The organism is Kitasatospora sp. NPDC048407 (genome assembly GCF_043200475.1).
In the GTDB taxonomy this organism is placed as follows: domain Bacteria; phylum Actinomycetota; class Actinomycetes; order Streptomycetales; family Streptomycetaceae; genus Kitasatospora.
In genome coordinates this window covers 61,798-82,274 of the sequence record NZ_JBICXW010000008.1, presented here as the reverse complement: position 1 = coordinate 82,274, position 20,477 = coordinate 61,798, and the positions used below count along the sequence as shown (strand labels likewise).

The window sequence follows — 20,477 nt, the reverse complement described above, 5'->3', positions numbered from 1 at the left end:
CTCTCAGACCAGCCGGTAGTCGTAGTCCGCGCTGTCCGCGCGTTCGTGGCCGAGCAGCACGAACAGGAAGGTGCGCTCGTCGCCGTCGTCGAGGCCGACCGCCTCGTCGATGGCGATGTTGTCGAAGCCGAGCACCACTCCGCAGCCGACGTTCAGCGCGGCAGCGGTGGTGTACGCCGTCTGTGACAGGGCGCCCACCTCGGAGTTGAGAACGCGATAGCCGCGGCTGCCGTAGGCATCGAGCGTGCTCTGCCACCGGCCGGAGATCGCCAGTACGGCGGCGACCTGCTCCAGGTTGTAGTTGCTCAGGTAGTAACTGCGCTGCAGCTTCTCGGCGAGCGGCATCTCGGACACGACCCGCAGCCGGTGCCCGGCGGCGTCGTAGCGGTAGGTGCCGCTCGGCAGGCCGGTGACGCGGTTCGCCAGGACGTACAGACCCGTCAGCCCGACTTCGTCGGGCACCACGTCCGAGAGGTACCGCTGCCCCGCCGCCGTGCCCGCCAGCACGGTCGCCAACTCGTCGAGGTGCAGGGGGCGGGAGCGCGTGAACGAGCCGAAGCTGGTCCGCCGCGAGCGCAGGGCCCGGCCGACGTCCCGGCCGAGCCGGCCGGTCAGCGGCTCGGGCAGTTCGACCTCCTCGCCCCCGGCGGGCTTCCGCGGCACGAGGCCGCGGGCCACCGAGGGCTGCGGGCGCTCACGACGGTCCGCCAGGACCGCGCGGTGCACCTGCTCGATCTGCTCGAAGGTGCGGGGACGGGCCGATCGCTCGAAACTCGGCCGGTCGATGAGACCGCCGCGGTCCACCGGATCGACCTGGGCCGCCCGGTCCGCGGGTGGGCCGAACGGCATCGGCACCACGGCCAGTACGGTTTCCTGATCGGTTTCGAGTCCGAGCAGGCGGTTCAGCCGCTCGTCGTCGAACCACAGCGTGCGGGTGAGGCGCCGGCCCGTTCCCCGCGCGATCAGTTCCCAGCATCCCAGCAGCGCACCGGCGTCCTGTGTCACCACGTGGTAGCAGAAGCTGTTGTACTTGAAGGAGTTCTTCCAGAAACGCACGGTCACCACGAGGAACCCGTCCGCTGCCCCGTCCCCGTCCCCGGACTCGCACGCCGCACGGACCTCGTCCGTGAGGTCACCGGCAAGCAGCCGCTCGAAGCTGTGGTGCGCCGTCGAGTAGTGGTAGACACCCGGAAGCAGCGGGCTGCCGGGCCCGGCCACCCAGTAGACCTCCAGCGGGTACATGCCGCCCCCCGAGGCGGTACCGCGCCCCCACAGCGCCTCCGGGTAGAGCACCCGGACGTGGCTGTCCTGGTTCCAGCTCACCCGCAGCCTGCGGTCGAGCACGCCGTACGACAGCCGCAGCAGCGTGGCGAGGGACTCGAGGGTCCAGGGCGCCCCGTGGCCGACGGGCGGTTCACCGAAGAGAACCTCCGCGGTGTCCCCCAGCGCCAGATCGACGCCCGCCGGGAGCGGGAAGCGCCGCACCCCCAGATAGGTCTTGTGCCGGGACGGCTGGTCGTCCCAGTCGGGGGTGAAACCGACCGGCTCCATCGGCTCCCGACCGCGCCGGAACACAGACTCGACATAGCCTTTCACGACCTGCGTTCGGTCTACGGACACGGGACTTCCTCCTTCGGCCCGCGGGCGGGCCGACGTGACGGACGGGACTCACTGCCGGGTTCCGCACCGGACGGACAGCGCGCGGAACCCGACGGGACGGCTCAGGGGAACGGGTGCGGCCTGCGGTTCAGCCCCGTGGGACCGAACCCCTCGTCACGGGCGTGGATCTCGGCCAGTTCTCCGTCGAGGTACGCCTGGAGCCGCGGATGGCCCAGCACGCGCTGCCGCTCCCAGCCGAAGTCGATCGGCACCAGCCCGGGCGCCAGTACGCACAAGGTGCGGATGCCGGTGCCGTGCTGCTCCGGGCAGGTCTGGTCCACCGCCACGACGTCGCTGCCGGCCTCGCGCAGACGTTCCATCACGAACCGGGCGTCGTCCGCCAGGTCCAGGGTCGCGGGTCGCTGCGCGAGCCACGGACCGTACAGCTCGTCCATCGACCGGAGCGGTGCCGCCTCCAGCAGGAAGTCGGCCGTCGACGCCATTTCCGGCAGCCCGTACAGCAGTGCGTGGTGAGTGAGCTCGTGCACCTGGTTGTAGTCGGCGGCCATCTCGCGCAGCGCCGGCAGCTTCGCCTCCACCCGTTCGTCCATCCCCGGGATGTAGGACGCCGTCTCCGCGATGGCGGCGCGCACCGCCTCCACCGGGTCCAGGCTCGCGCCGGCGGCGAAGCACAGCTTGCCCAGTCCCCCGTCCAGGCGCTCGGCCACCGCCATCACGGCGGGCACCGGGACGTCGACGCGCATGTCGAACAGCCGCATCCGGTAGCCGAGCCGGGCCACCCGGTCCAGGACGAACCTGATCTCCTCGTCGACAAGGGTCGACTGGTCGATCTCGGGCAGTCTGGCCGCGCCGTACCAGCAGAGCAGGAACGCGTCCCGCTCGATGAGTTCGAGCATGCCGTGCAGCAGTGCCTCTTCCACGCTGCTGCCGCTGGCACAGCCGTTGGAGCACTCCTGGACGAACTTCCGGTCCGGCCGGCGGTCCAGGTAGAAGACGAACTGCTCGGGTACGAGCAGCGGACGCTGCTCCCCGAAGGAGTAGCCCCACACCCAGTGGGTCGGGGTGTCCGGGTGGTACGGCTGGTAGTAGTCGTGGTGCCCGGTGTAGAACTCCGGACTGTACGAACCCATCGCCATGGGGTCGAGCGCGTTCGGCTTCAGTTCGTTGTAACTGGCGTACGTCTGCGTCTGCTTGGCCCGCGGGAACTGCCCCGCGTACCGCTCCATGCCTTCCAGGACGCCGTACCGCTCGCTGCTGGCCGAACTCTGCGACTGCCCGCTCCACCACATCTCGTGGTAGTCGTACTTGCTGCGGACCCGGAAGTACCCGCTGACCGGCAGAGTGGCGCTGCACTGGTACACACGTCGTGCCGCGCTCGCCAGCGCTCCGCACACCTCGTTCACCAGACCGGCGGTCGGCAGGTTCAGGTCCGCCGCCGACGCGCCCCGGTAGCTGGTCGGACCCGGCTTCGGCCGCGGGCTCAGCGGGAGCATCGCGCCCTCGGCGGTGTCCGGTACCGGGGTGGCGCACCGCTCGCACTCGGAGTCGGCGACCAGCTCGTGCCGGTTGACCGTCAGATCGCGCAGTCGCAGTTCCACGATGCGCCCGATCCGGCGGTCCCCGGGAGCGAGCTGACCGCCGGCCGTCTCCGTGTGGACGATCTGAGCGATCTGTTCCATGGCGAACGGCGTGAGCAGGGCGTCGTCACCCGCCACCCACACGTCCGCGCCGTCCTCGACCGGCTTGCGCTCCTCGACGGGGCGCAGCGCCAGCCAGCGGCGTTCCAGGCAGAGCCCGCACGGCTGACTCGTACCGTCGGCCCGGTGCAGCGGCCCCATCAGTACCGTTCCGCCGTACAGGCGCACCGGGTAGACCAGACCGTCGGCCCTCCGCGCCCCGCTCGGCGCGTGGCGCTCAGGCAGGCCGAGCACTCCGACGTCGACCGTGACGCCCGCAGCGGCGTACCCGGCCAGATGGTCGCGGACGACCTCGACCACCCCGGGGCCAACCGGGACCGTCACGGTGGTCACCGCGCTCGACTCCACATTCATCCGTCCACCCAGTCGATGAGAAGATAGGGGTGTGCGGCTGCTTGCCACTTCACGGACAGACCCCTCCTGTCGATGGGGACCGTCCTGCCAAGCAGCCGCACGTTTTCAGCCCATGTGCCGGGTCCCGGGCAGGTGCCCGGCGACCTGGTCAGCCGTGGGTCAGCTGGTGCTCGAGGAGCAGGAGCAGCAGCTGCTGGTGGAGCAGGAGCAGCAGCTGGAGCAGGAGCAGCTGGAGCTGGACCAGGCCAGCTCGACGGACTCGTCGGTCATCTCCTCGACCTCGAACGTCGCGCTCTCGAGAGCGCTCAGCTCGTTCATGAGCTCAACGGACATGGCAATCCTCTTTTCTCGGGATGTGCTCGGGTTGTGCCACCCGGAACGGGACGTTCCGAGAACCGTGGCGCGCCTCGAGTGGGCGCGGACCGGCCGACTGTCCGGCTACTTCGCGGCGAGCAGGACCGTGCCTGTGGTCATTCCGCGGACTGCCCTCAGATCGATCGGTGTGGTGTCGACGAACAGCGCGCGTGTTCCCTCGGCTTCCAGCCGGGCGAGCGCTTCGGACATGGGCACTTCGAGTTGGTCGAAGGACCAGTCGGTCTTCGCGTCGGCCGGGACGAGGACCCTGGGATCGAAGTCCGCGATCAGCGGGTCGCCGAAGTCCATGGGCGCGCCCTCGTAGTGGCGGCCGACCGCGAGTCCGACGGCGTCCCGCACCGCTTCGCGTACCGCGGCACGTACGGACAGCGCCGAGCCGACCGCCCAGTCGACCTTCCCCTCGGAGTCCTCGACCATCGCGAGAACGGCGAAGGACGGTGCGGCACCGGGCAGCGCCCACACCCTGGCGGACCGGCCGATGGGCCGCAGGCTGCGCAGCGCGAAGGCCGTCTCGTCGTCGGTGCCGAGCCACTCCTCGGAGAGCGGGACGGCCGGTTCACCGCCGCGTACCGCAAGGACGAGTCCGCGATGGGCGAGCGCCGAACACAGTCCTCGCTCCCGCACCTCCTCGGCGGTCCAGCCGACCGCCGCGCCCGCGGGGCTCGGCTCGAACGTGAGGAGGGAGTTGGACGGTGACAGCGGGTGGACTGCCGCAGCCGGCACCTGCCAACGGCTTTCGTCGTACAGGGACACGGCGGCCACCATCGGGCCCGCCGCCCGCGCACCGGCCGCGGGCAAGCCGCTGAACAGGCCGAGCCGTTCGGCCGGAACCGCTTCGGCGTCGGCCGCAGATCCTCCGTCCGGAAGCCCGGGGGAACCGAGCCGGCCCACGTAGCAGGCGACTGCCGACCGCACCGAACGGGTGCGGGCGACGAGGGCCGTGTCGATGTCGAACGCGACGATCTCACGTGCCGCGTCGGTCAGGGCCAGGGCCGGACCCAGCCGCACCCGGCCCGTCTTGAGCGGGATCTGCCGAATCGATTCGTCGGTCCATCCGGACATGACGCCCAGTTCCGGGGAGACCAGAACAGCCGCGCGTCCGTAGGCGTCGCTGTCGTCCGCGGGCGCAAGCACCTCCTCGGGCGGCACCGCCTGGTGGCGCAGCGGGCATCCGGGATGGGGCAGCACGCGTTCGCGGCGGGATTCGAGCGTGGTCAGGTCCTGGATCACGGCGTGCCGCTCGTCATCCATCTGCAACTGCCCGGTGCGCAGCCGGAAGATCTCGAACGCCAAGGCGTTGCCGACCATGGACTGTGTCACCGGATCGCCGCTCGGGGCCCCGGCACCGGTCGGGCCGAGCGCCAGTCGGCGCCAGAGGTCGGCCGTCCGGCGCGGATCGGAGTTGGCCGACAGACGAAGCTGGGCGCACACCCAGCACGGCTGCTCACCGGGTCCGGAGATCGGACCGACGACCATGCGGGTCGGGTCGGCCACCACCGGGATCAGTCGAGGACCCTGCGGAGCTCCGTGCAGGCGCCTGGTCAGGTCGAGCACGGTGCTGCTGTCCGACTCGTCGGCGACCGCCACCACGACGTCGAATTCCGTCAGGTCCTCGGGAGTTGACGGCAGCACCACGACCTGTGCCGGTGCGCCCGCGTCGGCGAGCCCGGCCGTCTCGCTCTCGAACTCCCGTCCCCACGCCGCGTCGTCCAGCGACACCTCGGCCAGCCCGTTGCGCAACAGACCGCGCACCGCCGCCGCCGCGACACCACTCGGTGAGCCACTGACCAGGACCCGGGAAGAGCGGAAGCGCGCGAACAGCTCCTGTGGCGTCCGCTGGTCCGCGTGCATGAAATGTTCGACGAAGTTGATCTGCGGCGCGAACCTGTCCAGCACTTCGGCCGGCAGCGTCCCCGTGCCCGCGCCCGTGCCCGCGCCCGGAACAGCACGGGCGAAACCCCTGTCGAGCAAGGTGCGCATCAGGCCGACGGCGGTCTTGCGCCGATTGTCGTCCAGGCCTTCGCATATTTCCTCGACAGTGCGTTCACCCGTCATTCGGGGGCCGAGGACAGACATCCATTCATAGGCGCCCGCGCCTTTGAGAACACACGATGTCTCTGAACTTCTCAGATAAATTCCGGTGTCGACGCGAAGGAATACAACGTCATTGCGCAACCGGGGTCTTACGCCTGCCAGAGGTATATCTTCGGCGGTTCGCATAGCGTCCTCTCGCGGGATCATGCGCCGACTGTGGGGCGACGCTACGCGCGTCCACCGAGGAAGAGTGTGTTGGTTGGTCTAGGGCACGTCAACACTCTGTGCAAATCTCGGCAACCTGTGCCCGATTGGACCACTTTTGTAGCCATGGGCAACGCCGCGCGAAATGCCGGATCGTAGCGACACCATCACCGATTGCACTATCGCGCCCCGCAAAATGGGCGATCGGAGCCCATTGGTCTCGACCAAAGTCCTTGACCGGCCATCCCCGGAAAGCGCGATCGGCGCGGGCGCCGCGGTTCACGGCCGAACCGCACGAGCCCACCGCCACCTACTCCGGGTGCGCCGTGGACCGCGGGTCCGTTCCGTCGCCGGTGCGGACCCACGCCGCGCGGCGGCGGGACTCGTCCTCCTGGGCAAGGCGGCGCAGCACGGCCAGGACGGGTTCGAGGAGCAGGACGACGATGGCTGCGTGTTCGGCGAGCCGGAGGCGGTCCTCGATGTGTTCGAGCCGGTCGAGGTCCAGTCGGGCTGCGGCGGCGGCGAGTTCGGCGTAGGGCAGCAGTTCCTCCGTGCCGTACTCCATGCCGAGGCGGTTGAGGTCCATCAGGCTGGCGGCGAGTGCTCTGCGGTGCGGCGACTCCTCGGAGATCTCCCAGCGCATGGCCTCCAGCAGCTGGTCGACCTGCGGCGCCTGCTCGTCGACCGCGTCGGTCTCGGCGGCGTCGACCGGAGTGGGCAGGGCGTAGTGGACGACGCGGAGCGTGTCCAGCGGTTCGAGCGGCTGGTCGATCGCGGTGAGGACGTCGCGGGTGGCGGAGATGGACAGGCCGCCGCGGGCGGTCAGGGCGCGGATCAGCCGCAGGCGCTCGGCGTGTTCGTCGCCGTACAGGGTCAGGGTGGCCCCGAGGGGCCGGCCGGGCGGCAGCAGGCCTTCCCGCAGGTAGTACTTGATGGTCCCGACCGGTGTCCCGGTCAGGCGGCTCAGGTCGGAGATCCTCATGCGCTCACTCACTCGGCTGTTCGGTATGCGCCCAGTCTTCCAGACCCCCAGATGGACACCCCTGTTCGGTAGTGCCACTATTGAGCTAGAAAGTGAAGGTTTCTAGCAAGCCTCCAACCAGGCGCGATGCCGGAAACCGCTCACTTCCGCCCCTGAGCGCCACCCCGACGCGACATCGCAACTGGAGCACCATGCCAGCCCCACGCCCCACCGGACCCGGGTCCCACGAACAGGCCCCCGCCAGCCGCCACCGCTGCGGGAGGAGCCATGTCTGAACCGCCCCACGCGTTCTCGGCCAGCGCCCGCGGACTGCTGCGCAGGAAGAGCCTGTGGCTGCCGTCCGCGGTGATCCTCGGCCTGCTGTCGTTCGTCCTCTCCCTGCTGTACCTGGGCGCCAACAACAACCCGGTCGGCTCGATGAAGGACCTGCCGATCGCACTGGTCAACGCGGACCGGGGCACCCAGGTCGCGGGCAAGCAGGTCAACCTGGGCGAGCAGATCACCCCGCAGATCGCCCAGGACCCCGGCTCGAAGGGCAAGGTCGCCTGGAAGCAGGTCGACCGCCGAACCGCCGACGACCTCCTCGCCAAGGACAAGGTGTTCGGCGCGCTCGTCATCCCGGACGACTTCTCCGCCTCCGTGGCCGCCCTCGGCGGCCCGCCCCAGCACGATCCGCACCCGCCGACCATGACCGTGCTGACCAACCCCGCCGCCGGAAGCTTCGGCTCGAGCATGGCGTCCGAGATCAACCGCCAGGTCGTCCACACCGTCTCCACCCAGGTGGGCCAGGAGCTCACCCGGCAGCTGAGCCAGCAGGCCCAACCGCACGCTGCCTCCGGCTCCACCGAGCACCCCGCCGCCCCCGGCGCCGCCGCACAGCTGATGATCGCCGACCCGGTCAAGGCCGCGATCGAGGAGGGCCACCCGCTCGGCGACCACAGCGGCCTCGGACTGAGCGCGTTCTTCTACACCCTCGTCCTCGTCCTCGGCGGCATGCTGGGCGCCAACGTCATCCACACCCAGCTGGACACCGCACTCGGCTACATCGCCAGCGAGAAGGGCCCGTTCCGCACCACCAAGCCCGTGCAACACATCAGCCGGGTACGGCACTTCGCGGTCGGCTCGGTCCTCATGGTCGTCCTGTCGATGGCGACCTCCGCACTGGCCATGGCCGCCGCCGTCGGCGTCGTCGGCATCGACGCGTCCCACCTGCCCCAGCTGTGGATCTTCGGTACCTGCGCCACGGCATCGATGGGCATCACCGCCCTGGCCCTGCTCGCCGCCTTCGGCACCCCGGGCCCGATCATCTCCATGCTCGTGCTGATCGGCCTGGCCATCCCGTCCGCCGGCGCCACCATCCCCCTTGAGGCACTGCCCGGGTTCTACCGGTTCCTCGCCGACTTCGAACCCTTCCGCCAGGTCGTCGACGGCGTCCGCTCCATCCTCTACTTCGACGCCCAGGCCGAGGCCGGACTGGGACGGGCCTGGAGCATGGTCGGCATCGGCTTCGCCGTCTCTCTCCTCCTCGGCCTCGCCATCACCCGCCTCTACGACCGTAAGGGCCTGCACCGCACCGCGCCCCGCACGCCCGCACCGCAGCCCGCACCGATCGGCTGACCCGCCCACGGACGGTCCGACGCCGGCCCCGCGCCGACGCCGGACCGCCGGTGCACCGCCCCCGTATGCCCGCACGACACCTGGAAGGCCCCCGTGCCCCGGCACACACCCGAAAGAACTCCCGCTCCACCCGGCCGAACCACACCGAAGACCCTCGCCCGCGCTCCCCGCCCCGAGACCCTTCCCCCGGCCGGGCCGTCCCCGCAGCCACTCGGCCGCATGTACCGGATAGCCACCCTCTGGAAGACCCGACTGGAGCCCCTTCTCAAGCGGCACGGCCTCACCGCCACCGGCTTCCATGTGCTCGTCACCCTGCGCCAGGCCGGGCCCGCCCACAGCCTGACCACCGGCCAACTGGCCGCCCTCGGCCTGGTCACCTGCTCCGGAATGACCATCCGCGCGGACAAGTTGGAGCAACAACGACTGATCGTCCGCGAACGCGACGACCACGACCGGCGCATCATCCACCTCAGGCTCACCGAACACGGCCTCGACCTCGTCGACCACCTCCTCGCCCACTACCGCGCATGCGAACAGCGCCTGCTGGCAACGCTCGACGCCGACGAACAGCGGACCCTCTCCAAGCTGCTCGGCAGCATGGAGCACTCCCTGCGACACGACGAACAGACCCTCGTTCCGCACGTGCGCTGCGACGGCCGCGACTGATCCTCGCTCATGTCAGGAGGAAGCTTTGACGGCGGACCAGCCGCCGTCCACCACGAGGGTCGTACCGGTGATGTAGGAGGCGTCGGAGGAGGCCAGGAAGGCCACCGCCGCGGCGACCTCCTCGGGGCGGCCGAAGCGCTTGGCGACGGTCTCGGCCACGCTGTTCGCCCGGCCGACCTCGTCCACCCGGTCCCAGGCCGCCGTCATGATCGGGCCGGGGAGCACGGTGTTCACCCGGACCTCGGGCCCGTACTCCACGGCGAGCTGACGGCCCATCGAGCACAGCGCGCCCTTGGCCGCGGCGTACGCGGGGTGGCCCGGGATGCCGACGAGCGCGTGCACCGAGGAGGCGAGAACCAGCGAGCCCTCGCTCGCGCGCAACAGGTCGGCGAAGGCCCGCACGGCGAGCCAGGATCCCTTCAGGGTGACCGCGAGTTGGCGGTCCCACTCGTCCTCCGCCAGTTCGTGGGCCGGCTTGACGGTCACGGTGTAGGCGTTGCTGAACAGGACGTCCAGGCGCCCGTAGCGGTCCCGGACGTGTGCGGCCAGTTCGTCCCACACGGCGGCGGCGGACACGTCACCGTGCCGGTACTCGGCCCGGCCGCCCTCCCGGACGAGGGAATCGACCAGGACCCGGCCGGCGTCGTCGTCGATGTCGACGGCGATCACCACGGCGCCCTCGGCGGCCAGCCGCCGGGCCGTCGCAGCGCCGATGCCGTTGGCGGCGCCGGTGACAAGGGCGACCCGCCCGTGGAATCTGCGAGGTGTCTGCTCGGGCATGGCCTCACCGTAGCCCTTGGCACTGATGGTGGAAATATCCAGGCGAAGAGGCGGCGGCTCAGGTGGAGCGGGCTGGTTTCGGCGGCGCCCTGAGCTTGGGCTCGGACTCAGCTCCCGATGGTGCCGAGCAGTTGCCTCAGGCATAGGCGGATCGCCAGAACCGGTGAAGGACTGCTAACGCCCTGTGCCAGGCTTTCGACGTGTGTCATCCTGCGCAGGGCGGAACCGGGCGGCGGGGGGACTCATGGGCAAGTCGTCAGACGAAGCGCTGTTCCTGGCGGCCCGTGCCGCGCACCGGCCGCACAGTCGTTCACCATCGTCGGCTGCGCCTACACCGTCAGCCAGGGCGCCGACGCCTCGATTCACCCGGGCGCGGCAGAGGCGGGGCCGCTGGAGCCGCCCCGGTCATCGGGTCGTGGAGGTCATCCCGTCGGACCCGTGCTGGTGCTCCTGCGCCTCGTCCATGGCCTCGTAGATCTTGTTCTTCAGCCCCTCGGGGTCCGGAACATGCCTCAGCGTCAACATCCCCTGCTCGGAGGCCGACTCGACGTTGAGCGTCCCGCAACGGATGATCCGCTCCCACAGCGAAGCCTCGAACGAGATGTCGTTCACCCGGAGGAGCGGAACGCTGTGACCGGTCTTGGTCAGGAAGCCGCTGCGCAGGTGGAGCCGCTTGGTGGTGAGGATGTAGACCGTGCCACGCCACTTCATCAGCGGGATCAGCCAGTACCGCAGGGAGACGAACAGCGCCGCGGCGAGCACCACGTAGCTTCCCACCCTGCCCCAGCCTTCGCCGCTGGGCAGCAGCCACAGGATCCCGCCCGCCACGACCCAGGTGAGGCACAGCACGACGAACTCGCCGACGAGCTGCGTCCAATGCTGCCGGGTGACGTAAACGAGGTCTTCGTCCTCGGCGAGATGGCGGTCCACAGTAAGCATGATGTGCATCCTGGCACACCACCTCCTGTCCGCCCACGGGCTTACCAATCACCGCCGCTCCAGCACCTCGCCGTCACGGCCTCCACAGACACGAACCCTCGCCACCCGGGGAACGGGCGAAGGCAACCTCCCCGGCCGAGGCCAGGGCCCCCGCCCTCCTGAGCCCGGCCCCACGCTCGGCCTCCTGCCGGACGCCGCCCGGCGCACCAGCACCCACTGCCCCACCGACCACTGCCCGCACGCCAACCGGCCCGGACGAACGAGCCATCATGACCCTGGCCCGCCCGCGCGTACGCCGGCGCGCACGGACCGGGCGCTCTCCACCGTCGGCGATCGAGTGCGCCCGCTACCGGCTCGAAGCCTTCGACACCACCCACGCGGTCCGTACGACGCCCCGCCACTGCGTCCGGACCCGGCGGGCGAACGATCGGCACAGGTCACGCGCCTCATCCACTCGCACTCCCCCGCCGGCGGGCCGGGGCGCCTCGCCGCTCCCGGGCGAGGACGTGGTGAACCTGGAACCCGCTCCGCGCTTCGCGAACCACGACCCGCAAGCAACGCCTGGGCTATCTTCGAGACCTGCCTCGAGGCGATGGCGGCGCAGGCCGCCGCACCGGTGATCGCCGAATACACCGGCGCCCTCGCCGCAGTCGACGAGTTCACGCTCAAGAACGCCGCCGCCATGGTCGAAGTCGCTCCGGATCGACGCCGGGCTCCTCGGCCCGTTCAGCACCCGCCCCCGAAGACCGGTCCGCGCCGCCCCGCCAGGGGGCCACCGATCCACCGTCAGCCGTCGTCCCTCAGCGTCCTTGGAGCACCGCGTGGAACTCTCCCGGCCCGGAACCCGCAACCACCGCCGACCGTTCGGCGCGGCTCCGGCGGCAGCCGTCGCACCGAGCGCGACGGCGATCAGCGCCGCCACGCCCTCCGAACCCACCTCCGCCGGCGAGCGACTCCCCTCGGGGTTCAGCGAGCACCGCACCGTCGCGGCCGGTATCGGCCTGCACTACGTCATCGGCGGCCACGGCCCGACCCTGGTACTGCTGCACGGCTACCCGCAGACCTGGTACGAGTGGCACCGCATCATGCCCGCCCTCGCCGAGCACTACACGGTCGTCGCCCCCGATCTGCCGGGCGCCGGCCAGAGCGACGCCCCGCCCTCGGGCTACGACAAGAAGACGATGGCCGCCGAGATCCACGCGCTGCTGGCATCACTCGGCAAGGACCAGGACGTGCGGGTCGTCGGCCACGACATCGGCACCGTGGTCGCCTACGCGTACGCCGCGCAATACCCTTCCACGGTAAGAAAGTTGGTGCTCAGCGAGGCGCCGATCCCGGACGACGGCATCTACCAGTTCCCCGCGCTGACGAAGAACGGCCCCGGGGTGTGGAACTTCGGCTTCTTCAACGTGACCAACGGCCTGCCGGAGGACATGATCCGGGGCCGGGAGACCACCTGGATCGCCGGCTTCATCGACGGCCTGGAGGGCGTCAAGGGCGCCGTCACCCCGGAGGACGTCCGGGTGTACGCCCACTACCTGCGCGACCCCGCCCACCTGAGGGCGAGCCTGGCGTGGTTCCGCGCGTTCCCGCAGGACATCCAGGACAACGCACGGTTCCGGCAGACCCCCCTGCCGATGCCGGTGCTCGCCATCGGCGCGTCGGGCAGCCTCGGCCCAGCCGTCGGCGAGCAGGCCAAGGCGTACGCCTCCGACGTCACCGGCGTGACCATCGCAGACTCCGGCCACTGGATCTACGAGGAACACCCCGAGGAACTGACCGCTCTGCTGCTCGACTTCCTCGGACGCCCCTGACCACCTCACCGAGGCGCCCAAGCGCCGACGAACCGTCCGCCACACGTCGGACTGCGGCGAGGCCGCAGCGTTCGTCGCCGGTGAGCTGGGAGCCCAGGAGGGCCAGCACAGCGTCGAGTCATGACCGTGGGCCTTCCAGGGGCCGGCCGCCGGCGGACCGCCGGCGGACCGGCGGCGTGAGCGGGTGGTCAGGGGCGTGTCCGTGCGGTGGGGCGGCCGAACAGCAGGTCGTAGCCGGGTGGCAGCTGGAGCAGGATCCGCCTGGTGAGGTCGTCGCCGGCGGCGTCGGCCACCGTGGACAGGACTGCACCGATGTCCCACGGGGCCGTGGCTTCGGTGGCTCCCTCGATCCAGGCCGCGGTCGCGCGCACGAACCGCTCCGGGCTGAGCGGCTCGGCTGCCTGCAAGGGGTTGAGCAGGATCAGGGCCATGGTCTCCGGCAGGCGGGCGGCCAGTTCCGCGCGCGCGTCGCCGACCAGGTGGGCGCCGAGCAGGGCCAGGACGACCCGGGCGGCCCGCTCGGCCTCCTGCGGGGTGTCGTACTCGCCGCGCTCCCGGACCTCGTCCAGGAACGCCTCCCATCGAAGAGTCACCGCGGTTCTCCCTCCGTTCCAATGTCCGGCGCGACCGTGCCCGCTCGGGGCTCGGCGGCCAAGCGCCGGTGCAGACCGGTGAGTTCGAGCAGCCGGACGACGCGGCGGCCGGCTCCGCGCAGGATCAGGCGCCTGCCGCTGCGGTCGGCCTGGTTGCGGGCCCGGACGAGGGCGCCCAGGCCCGCGCAGTCCATGAACGTCACCTCCGAGAGATCGAGCACCACCTCCCGGTGCGCCTCGAGCGCGGCGGCCAGAGCACGGCGCAGCGCGGGGGCGGTGTCGAGGTCGATCTCGCCGTCCACCCGCACGATGAAGGGGTGGTTGCTCTGGCCGTTCATGGCGTTGCCACGTCGCTGCGGGTGGGCCGGTCCGGGCGGAAGCGGCCGGCTGTTGGGGGTCGGGGGTGTTCCGGCCGCCCTTGCGATCGAGGGGGGAGAGATCAGGGGGCGGCCGGAACGGCACCGGGGGTTGGTCAGGCCTGGATCTGCTTGCGGTCGCCGCCGTGACTGATCGCGACCTTCCGGGGCTTGGCCTTCTCCGCGACCGGGATCTTCAGGGTCAGCACGCCGGCGTCGTAGTCGGCGGTGATCCCGGCGGGGTCGAGGGTGTCGGAGAGCATGACCTGGCGGGAGAACACTCCGAGCGGGCGCTCGGACAGCTCCCACTTCACGTCCTCGCCCTGGTGACGCGGGCGGCGTTCGGCCTTGACGGTCACCATGTTCCGCTCGACGTCGATGTCGATCGCCTCCGGGTCCACCCCCGGCAGGTCGAAGCAGATCACGTACTCGTCGCCGGCCCGGTAGGCGTCCAGCGGCATCGGTGCCGGACGCGACCAGGTCCCCGTGTTGCCCAGGAACTGCTGGGTCAGACGGTCCAGCTCGCGGAACGGGTCAGTGCGCAACAGCATCGCGAAACACCTCCACTGATCGAATGGGTGCCAGTGCGCTTCACCTGACACCTTTGTAGCGCGTCATCCATCCGATGACAAGTCCATGTGTCGCGTATAGAGTGACTTCATGAGTGAGAAGCCCCGCAGACCCGCCGCCGGTCCTCCCCAGCCGGTCGAGCCCGCCTCGTTCCTGGCGGCCGCGGCGGCGCTGGCCGCCATCGACGACGCCGTCCGCACCGCCCAGGACCCCGCGTCCCGGCCCCCGGCCTCCCCTGACGGGCAGGAAGGCCCCGAGCAGGCCCTGGCCGCCCTGATGCTGCTGCGCGAGCTGCGTACCCAGCTCGCCGGGTGGGAAGCCGGCCTGGTGGAGAGCGCCCGGGAGGCCGGCGCCACCTGGGCCGACCTCGCCCGGCCCATGGGCGTCGCCAGCCGCCAGGCCGCAGAGAACCGCTACCTGCGCCTCAAGCCCGCCGGGGGCAAGCCGCAGGCCGCCACCGGTGTGGAACGCGTCAAGGCGGTCCGTGACCGGCGGGCCGCCGACCGGACGGTCACCGCTTGGGCCCGCGACAACGCCGCCGAGCTGCGGGTCCTCGCATCCCGGATCACCATGACCGCACTCGCCCCCGGCGCCCACTCCGCCCAGGCCGCGCTGACCGCCGCCCTGGGCGCCACCGACCCCGCCGACCTCATAGAGCCCCTCGCCGCCATCCGCCCCCACCTCGGCACCGATCAGGCCGACCTCGCCACCCGCCTCGACACCCTCACCCACCACACCACCCAGCTCCGCGATGACAGCGACCGACGCCGCGCCTGACCCCCTCGCCACCGCCGCCTCCGAAAGGCGCTGGCAGGACATCCTGGACCGGATCCAAGACCTGGAAGCACGAGTAGCCGCCACCACGAGCACCGTCACCGCCGCCCTCGACCACCACCTCGCCCGGCTCGACGCCCTGCGCCGCCGGCTCGCCCACCCCGACTGGCCGCTTCCCGCCACCCCGGGCAGCCCCCCGACCACACCGGCGGACAACCGGCCGACCTGACCGGGCCGGAAGCCACCGCAGCCGTCCGACCCGGCGCCCGTACCCCGTCCTCGCCGATCGCCCCCATCCCCAGCGGCGGCGACCGGCCGCTCCCCCGCGCGCGGGGGGCAGACTGTCTACCTCGCCGACACGGAAAAATCTGTGCTCGCTGGAGTAGACATTGCCGCGCACCGTGGCTAGTTTTTCTCTCGTAGACGAGGTCGAGCGGTACCCGCCAGACACGAACTGGCGGGCAGCAGTACGCAAGTGCACAGGTCGGCACGGTTGCAGGGTCCTGAAGCCACGGATGGTGCAGTAGGCGACAGGGTCGGCGGCCGGGCCTGGCGGCCCGCAGGTATCAGGGGTCGCAGACCGAGCGGTACCGCAGTTCAGCAGGACGCAGGACACGCCGGGCAGGTGGGCGTGAAGAAGGTGACGCGAAGACGGCGCGGTAGCGGAGTCCCGGAGCCACAGCAGGTGCAGGACGGCGACGGGGCTGGCGACCGGGCCAGGTGGCCCGCAGGTATCAGGGGCCGCCACCGAGCGGTACCGCAGTGCGGTAAGTGCATGACCGGCAAGTGAAGTTGAGTCGGGCAGTACCGGCAGTCGCAGTACGCGGTATCCCAGTGAAGGCGCCAGGCTGCCGGCGCGCGTGCTGGGAGTCCGGAAGTTGGAAGTACCCGCAGTTCGCAGTAATCGGCCAGTCCAGAGGATGAACGGAGGGCACAGAGCGCCATCAGGATCGCCCGGCCCGTGAAGATCACCCGGGCGGATTCCGAAGACCCCAAGGCAAGGACGGTGGTTTCCGGTCACGCATACGCGATCCCCGCACGCCCCCTCTCTCGGGGCGAGGCGGACATGAGGAAGTCGGCCACAGGCCGACAGATGGTGTAAAACCCTTCGGGGCCCCGGGAGCCGAAACGCCCCGGGGCCCCTCAACGCGTCCACCGACACAACAAGAAGAGGTGCAGTGACCACGGCAACCGTCCGACCGCATACCCCCGACTCCCTCGACGACGACGACTACCCCGCCTACACCATGGGTCGCGCCGCCGAGATGACCGGCACCACCCCCGGCTTCCTGCGCTCCCTCGGCGAGCAGGGCCTCATCACACCCTTGCGCTCGGAGGGCGGACACCGCCGCTACTCCCGCTACCAGCTACGGATCGCCATGCGCGCCCGCGACCTCGTCGACCAGGGCACCGCCATCGACGCCGCCTGCCGCATCATCATCCTCGAGGACCAACTCGAAGAAGCCCTGCGCATCAACGAGCAACTGCGCTCCTCCCAGCACGGCCAGGAACCCGCCGCCGACACCTGACCCGCCCGCCGGGGCAACGAGACCGGCCCGCGGCGGGCGACAGCCGCGCACCGCAGGCCGCCCCCGGGGGCGAGCCCCCCGTTCCGTCGCACCGGCCGACCGTTGCCCGCCGGGGTCAGAGCCGCAGGGCCCGGTCGACCAGTGGTTCCGCGGCGCCGAGGTAGTCCTCGGGGCGGCACAGCGCCGCGAGCGCCTCCGGAGTGAACACGTCCTTCAGTTCGGGGAGTTCGGCGAGTACCTCGGCGAGTTCCCGGCCCGTGGCCGCGGCGGTCGCGGCGGCCCGGGAGGACAGGGATCGGGCGGCTGCCCGGCCGAGCAGGGGGGCGAGGACGGCGGAGACGCGTTCGGAGACGATCTGGCTGCCGGTCAGTGCGAGGTTGGCCGCCATCCGCTCGGGCCGGACCTGCAGACCCTCGGCGAGTTCCACCGCGGTGTGCGCGGCGCCGCCGGTCAGCCGGAGTGCCTCTCGCAGCAGTTGCCACTCGGCGTGCCAGACGCCGCCGGAGCGTTCGTCCTCGGTGATCAGGCACTGCGTCAGACCGGTGGCGATGACCGGGACCTGGAGTGCGGCACTGCGGATCAGAGTGGAGTGCACCGGGTTCTGCTTGTGCGGCATGGCGGAGGAGGCTCCGCGTCCGGCCACCGGCCGCTCGCCGACCTCGCCGATCTCGGTCCGCGTCAGGACCTGTACGTCGACCGCCATCTTCCCGAGTGCCCCGGCGGTGAACGCGAGCGCGGCGGCCAGGTCGGCGATGGGGGTCCGCAGCGCGTGCCAGGGCAGGACCGGCCGGGCCAGTCCGGTCTCGGCGGCGAAGGCGTCGACCAGGCGGTCGAGGTAGCCGGCCGGGTCGTCGTCGGTGGCGGGGTCGGCGGCGCGGGCGTTCTCCAGGTATCCGGCCAGGGTGCCGGCCGCGCCGCCCAGCGAGACCGGCAGACCGGTCTGCTCGACCAGCGCCAGCCGGTGGTCGGCGTCCAGCACCAACTGCCGCCATCCGGCGGCTTTCAGGCCGAAGGTGGTCGGCACGGCCTGGAGGGCGAGGGTGCGTCCCGCCATCGGGGTGGACCGGTGGGCCTCGGCCAGTGCGGCGAGCGCCTCGGCCACCCGGTCCAGGTCCGCCCGGATGATCCGCAGGGCGCGGGCCGCGACCAGCATCGCCCCGGTGTCCAGGATGTCCTGGCTGGTCGAGCCGGAGTGGACGTACTCCGCCGCCTCGGGGTACCGGGCTGCCACCAGCTCGGTCAGGGCCCGGACCAGGCCGACCACCGGGTTGGCGGTCTCCCGGGAGGCCAGTGCGAGCGCCCGTACGTCGAAGTTCTCGACCCGGGCGAGGGCGGTGATGGCCTCGGCCGCCGATGCCGGCACCACTCCGAGTCCGGCCTGGGTCCGGGCCAGCGCCGCTTCGGCGTCCAGCATCGCCTGGAGCCAGGCCCGGTCGCCGACCGCGCCTTCGATCGGGGTGCCGGCCCGGACCGGCGAGAGCAGACCGGTGTCCGCCTCCGCCTCGGATGGCACGGTCTCAAGTGTCACGCGCTGACTCCTGTCCTGTCGGTTTCCTGGTGCCCCACGGGCCGGAGCGAAAGTATGGCGCGTGCGATCGCGTCCGAGTCGCCCAGGGTCACGGAGTCCACCCCGGGACGGATACCGGCCGCCGTGACCCAGTGGACGCCCTCGGTGGGAACCCCGTAGGCGAACCGGCGCGGGTGCGCCCTCCCGTCGGCGTCGACCACCCGGTACGGGCGGCCGGTCACGTGCAGTCCGCCGGTCTCGTGGCCTCCGGTCTCGTCACCGCCGGCGCCCGACGTCCGGTAGGGAGCGATCCGGCCGCTGTCCAGCAGGTGCCGCAGCAGCGGGTCGGCGGTCCGGCGCACGTCCGGTTCGGGGAGCCTGGCCTCGATCAGCACCGTGGCCAGGACCGGCGGCCCCGGCACCCGGCCGGAACGGGCGACGAAGGCCCGGCGGCCGGTGTCGACGCTCACCGTGGTTCCGGGGCCGGTGAGTTCGAGCACGCCCGCCTCGATCAGCGCGATCATCTGCTCGATCCGGGCGGCCGGTGGACCGATCGACAGGAACGCGTTGAGCGGGGTGTACCAGCGCTCCAGGTCCTCGCGGTGCGAGTCGCCGGCCAGGCCGCCGTGGTCCACCGCGAGCCGGATCTCGTTGCGCAGGTCGCGCAGGACGTCCAGCGCGGCCTTCAGCGGGCCCCGGAGGTTGCCGGCACGGGCCTCCCGGAGGTCCTGTGACAGGTACTCCAGCAGCCAGGACCGGAACTCCGCCCGGTCGCCGAACTCCCGGCCCGCGCACGGTCGGGCCAGGCGTTCCCAGTCCCAGTGGTCCGCCCGGTCGATGCCGTACGCGTGCAGGAGTTCGGCCCGCCGCTCCGGCCGTTCGGCGGCCAGGTAGAGCTCGGTGAACGGCCCCCGGTCGGCCGGGCGGTCGCGGACGTCCAGCAGCGCGCCGTAGTACACGCTCTCGACCTCGCGGGCGATCAGCGGCCACAGGTCGCGACGGAAGTCGAGCGGGGCGTCCTGCCGGCGAAGGGCGCTGACGAACTCGACCGAGAGCAGTCTCGGGACGTACCGCCCGTAGGCGCCCTTCTGGTTCTCGCCACGAGCCTGGTACGGCACGCCGCGCCGCGAACTCGCGTACAGCACAGGCTCCTTGCCGGAGGCCCGGTACACCAGCCGGCCGCCGCGGCGGGTGAACGTGCCGCCCCGGCCCTCGGTCAGCAGCGCCAGGTGGTCGAAGAAGTTCAGCCCGAGGCCGCGCAGCAGAACGTGTTCGCCCGGCCGGACGGCACTCAGGTCGGCGTCGGCCGGATTGCCCGGCGGCAGGTAGCGCAGCCCCGATCCCGCTGCTGTGTCGGCGAGTTGCTGTTCCTCTGGGCCCAGTACGGCCGGTCCGTGCCCCGTGGCCAGCACCACGGCGTCCAGTGCGTCGACCGTGCCGCCGTCCGCGAGCCGGACCCGCTGAGACCCCTCACCGGTGAGGGCGACCGCCCGGGAGCGGTGCACCCGGACCGTGACATGCTGCGGCGCCCGCTCGACCAGGCGCTGGAACACGGCCCGCAGGTACGCCCCGTAGAAAGCGCGGGTGGGGTAGGAGTCGGGGCCCAGCGAGGCTGCCTCGGCCAGCACGTCGGCCTCGGCCCCGTACGGCGAACGGGCCCACTCGTACAGGCTCGGCCCGGGCTCCACCGGGCCGTCGATCCGTACGCTGTCGTCGGTGAACACGGTGACCTGGGACGCCACGGTGTTCATCAGCAAGTGCCGCGACTGGTCGGTGCGCCAGACCCTGCCCGCCCCCGGCGGGTCGGGGTCGATCAGGTGCACGGTCAGGGGACGCGGGGAGGGGTTGATCCGCTCGTTGGCACAGAGCCGCTCCAGTACGGACAGACCGCGGGGGCCCGCACCGATCAGGGCCACTCGCATGCGGGTCTCCGTCATGACCGCCGTCACCGCGCCCGGCCGGGCAACACGGCACGGCCCGCCCCGGGGGCGGTGCGGCGAGCGCCCCCGGCCCGCGTCCCACCCCGGTGTCCCCGCCGGGTGACGAACATCCCGTCCACGGGGCTG

Annotated in this window: 18 protein-coding genes; 6 read left to right on the top strand and 12 right to left on the bottom strand. The window is 71.5% G+C overall.

The genetic code is table 11. The features are described 5' to 3' along the window. Positions 1–3 precede the first annotated feature (3 nt). From ACGFWJ_RS17390 to ACGFWJ_RS17370, 5 genes are all read right to left on the bottom strand, one after another. The gene (locus ACGFWJ_RS17390) at positions 4–1,551 is read right to left on the bottom strand and encodes a SagB family peptide dehydrogenase (RefSeq protein ID WP_392950177.1); all 1,548 of its coding nucleotides are present in this window, start codon (positions 1,549–1,551) and stop codon (positions 4–6) included. Positions 1,552–1,721: 170 nt separating this feature from the next. Beyond that, positions 1,722–3,650, bottom strand: a complete 1,929-nt coding sequence (locus ACGFWJ_RS17385; protein ID WP_392950174.1) for a TOMM precursor leader peptide-binding protein — start codon at positions 3,648–3,650, stop codon at positions 1,722–1,724. A gap of 180 nt (positions 3,651–3,830) precedes the next feature. Next, entirely contained in the window at positions 3,831–4,004 is a 174-nt protein-coding gene (locus ACGFWJ_RS17380) for a hypothetical protein (RefSeq protein ID WP_387636431.1), read from the bottom strand. A 105-nt stretch (positions 4,005–4,109) separates the two neighbouring features. Next, positions 4,110–6,221, bottom strand: a complete 2,112-nt coding sequence (locus ACGFWJ_RS17375) for a TOMM precursor leader peptide-binding protein (RefSeq protein ID WP_392950171.1) — start codon at positions 6,219–6,221, stop codon at positions 4,110–4,112. Positions 6,222–6,594: 373 nt separating this feature from the next. Next, positions 6,595–7,266, bottom strand: coding sequence for a MerR family transcriptional regulator (locus ACGFWJ_RS17370; RefSeq protein WP_392950168.1), 672 nt, complete (start codon positions 7,264–7,266; stop codon positions 6,595–6,597). 267 nt (positions 7,267–7,533) lie between these two features. Here ACGFWJ_RS17370 and ACGFWJ_RS17365 point away from each other — a divergent pair, with 267 nt between their 5' ends. Both ACGFWJ_RS17365 and ACGFWJ_RS17360 read left to right on the top strand, forming a co-directional pair. After that, positions 7,534–8,883 carry a YhgE/Pip domain-containing protein gene (locus ACGFWJ_RS17365; RefSeq protein WP_392950166.1) on the top strand — a complete coding sequence of 450 codons (1,350 nt, stop codon included), beginning with the start codon at positions 7,534–7,536 and terminating at the stop codon, positions 8,881–8,883. A gap of 219 nt (positions 8,884–9,102) precedes the next feature. Continuing rightward, the gene (locus ACGFWJ_RS17360) at positions 9,103–9,549 is read left to right on the top strand and encodes a MarR family winged helix-turn-helix transcriptional regulator (RefSeq protein ID WP_392950163.1); all 447 of its coding nucleotides are present in this window, start codon (positions 9,103–9,105) and stop codon (positions 9,547–9,549) included. Positions 9,550–9,561: 12 nt separating this feature from the next. Here ACGFWJ_RS17360 and ACGFWJ_RS17355 read toward each other — a convergent pair whose 3' ends face one another. Beyond that, positions 9,562–10,329, bottom strand: coding sequence for an SDR family NAD(P)-dependent oxidoreductase (locus ACGFWJ_RS17355; protein ID WP_392950160.1), 768 nt, complete (start codon positions 10,327–10,329; stop codon positions 9,562–9,564). A gap of 405 nt (positions 10,330–10,734) precedes the next feature. Next, complete coding sequence (locus tag ACGFWJ_RS17350; protein WP_387858809.1) at positions 10,735–11,268, bottom strand: PH domain-containing protein; 534 nt, start codon at positions 11,266–11,268, stop codon at positions 10,735–10,737. Positions 11,269–12,089: 821 nt separating this feature from the next. Between ACGFWJ_RS17350 and ACGFWJ_RS17345 the strand changes: the two genes are divergently transcribed. After that, positions 12,090–13,082, top strand: coding sequence for an alpha/beta fold hydrolase (locus tag ACGFWJ_RS17345; protein WP_392950157.1), 993 nt, complete (start codon positions 12,090–12,092; stop codon positions 13,080–13,082). A 188-nt stretch (positions 13,083–13,270) separates the two neighbouring features. Here the strand turns inward: ACGFWJ_RS17345 and ACGFWJ_RS17340 are convergent, their stop codons facing one another. The 3 genes from ACGFWJ_RS17340 to ACGFWJ_RS17330 all read right to left on the bottom strand — a co-directional run bounded on the left by ACGFWJ_RS17340 (position 13,271) and on the right by ACGFWJ_RS17330 (position 14,582). Further along, complete coding sequence (locus ACGFWJ_RS17340; RefSeq protein WP_387858805.1) at positions 13,271–13,675, bottom strand: DUF2267 domain-containing protein; 405 nt, start codon at positions 13,673–13,675, stop codon at positions 13,271–13,273. After that, on the bottom strand, positions 13,672–14,013 hold the full coding sequence (locus ACGFWJ_RS17335) for an STAS domain-containing protein (RefSeq protein ID WP_392950155.1): 342 nt from the start codon (positions 14,011–14,013) through the stop codon (positions 13,672–13,674). The genes ACGFWJ_RS17340 and ACGFWJ_RS17335 overlap by 4 nt, the downstream gene beginning before the upstream one ends. A gap of 134 nt (positions 14,014–14,147) precedes the next feature. Continuing rightward, positions 14,148–14,582, bottom strand: coding sequence for an Hsp20/alpha crystallin family protein (locus tag ACGFWJ_RS17330; RefSeq protein WP_387636477.1), 435 nt, complete (start codon positions 14,580–14,582; stop codon positions 14,148–14,150). 109 nt (positions 14,583–14,691) lie between these two features. On the opposite strand from ACGFWJ_RS17330, the gene ACGFWJ_RS17325 reads away from it, so the two are divergent. From ACGFWJ_RS17325 to ACGFWJ_RS17315, 3 genes are all read left to right on the top strand, one after another. Then, positions 14,692–15,378 carry a type III effector protein gene (locus ACGFWJ_RS17325; protein ID WP_392950151.1) on the top strand — a complete coding sequence of 229 codons (687 nt, stop codon included), beginning with the start codon at positions 14,692–14,694 and terminating at the stop codon, positions 15,376–15,378. After that, on the top strand, positions 15,353–15,604 hold the full coding sequence (locus ACGFWJ_RS17320; RefSeq protein ID WP_392950148.1) for a hypothetical protein: 252 nt from the start codon (positions 15,353–15,355) through the stop codon (positions 15,602–15,604). Before ACGFWJ_RS17325 ends, ACGFWJ_RS17320 begins: the two co-directional genes overlap by 26 nt. A gap of 1,018 nt (positions 15,605–16,622) precedes the next feature. Next, the gene (locus ACGFWJ_RS17315) at positions 16,623–16,904 is read left to right on the top strand and encodes a MerR family transcriptional regulator (RefSeq protein ID WP_387860039.1); all 282 of its coding nucleotides are present in this window, start codon (positions 16,623–16,625) and stop codon (positions 16,902–16,904) included. A gap of 115 nt (positions 16,905–17,019) precedes the next feature. On the opposite strand, the gene pcaB is transcribed toward ACGFWJ_RS17315, so the two are convergent. Next, positions 17,020–18,432 (bottom strand): 3-carboxy-cis,cis-muconate cycloisomerase, encoded by a 1,413-nt coding sequence (gene pcaB / locus ACGFWJ_RS17310; protein WP_392950145.1) that lies wholly within the window; start codon positions 18,430–18,432, stop codon positions 17,020–17,022. Continuing rightward, entirely contained in the window at positions 18,429–20,348 is a 1,920-nt protein-coding gene (locus tag ACGFWJ_RS17305; RefSeq protein WP_392950142.1) for an FAD/NAD(P)-binding protein, read from the bottom strand. The genes pcaB and ACGFWJ_RS17305 overlap by 4 nt, the downstream gene beginning before the upstream one ends. Positions 20,349–20,477: the final 129 nt, after the last annotated feature.

Excerpts from the sequence above, each read along its gene's own strand:
- ACGFWJ_RS17390 (WP_392950177.1), bottom strand. The coding sequence starts at position 1,551 with ATGGAGCCGGTCGGTTTCACCCCCGACTGGGACGACCAGCCGTCCCGG.
- ACGFWJ_RS17380 (WP_387636431.1), bottom strand. The coding sequence starts at position 4,004 with ATGTCCGTTGAGCTCATGAACGAGCTGAGCGCTCTCGAGAGCGCGACG.
- ACGFWJ_RS17370 (WP_392950168.1), bottom strand. The coding sequence starts at position 7,266 with ATGAGGATCTCCGACCTGAGCCGCCTGACCGGGACACCGGTCGGGACC.
- ACGFWJ_RS17365 (WP_392950166.1), top strand. The coding sequence starts at position 7,534 with ATGTCTGAACCGCCCCACGCGTTCTCGGCCAGCGCCCGCGGACTGCTG.
- ACGFWJ_RS17360 (WP_392950163.1), top strand. The coding sequence starts at position 9,103 with ATGTACCGGATAGCCACCCTCTGGAAGACCCGACTGGAGCCCCTTCTC.
- ACGFWJ_RS17355 (WP_392950160.1), bottom strand. The coding sequence starts at position 10,329 with ATGCCCGAGCAGACACCTCGCAGATTCCACGGGCGGGTCGCCCTTGTC.
- ACGFWJ_RS17350 (WP_387858809.1), bottom strand. The coding sequence starts at position 11,268 with ATGCTTACTGTGGACCGCCATCTCGCCGAGGACGAAGACCTCGTTTAC.
- ACGFWJ_RS17335 (WP_392950155.1), bottom strand. The coding sequence starts at position 14,013 with ATGAACGGCCAGAGCAACCACCCCTTCATCGTGCGGGTGGACGGCGAG.
- ACGFWJ_RS17330 (WP_387636477.1), bottom strand. The coding sequence starts at position 14,582 with ATGCTGTTGCGCACTGACCCGTTCCGCGAGCTGGACCGTCTGACCCAG.
- ACGFWJ_RS17325 (WP_392950151.1), top strand. The coding sequence starts at position 14,692 with ATGAGTGAGAAGCCCCGCAGACCCGCCGCCGGTCCTCCCCAGCCGGTC.
- ACGFWJ_RS17320 (WP_392950148.1), top strand. The coding sequence starts at position 15,353 with ATGACAGCGACCGACGCCGCGCCTGACCCCCTCGCCACCGCCGCCTCC.
- ACGFWJ_RS17315 (WP_387860039.1), top strand. The coding sequence starts at position 16,623 with ATGGGTCGCGCCGCCGAGATGACCGGCACCACCCCCGGCTTCCTGCGC.
- ACGFWJ_RS17305 (WP_392950142.1), bottom strand. The coding sequence starts at position 20,348 with ATGACGGAGACCCGCATGCGAGTGGCCCTGATCGGTGCGGGCCCCCGC.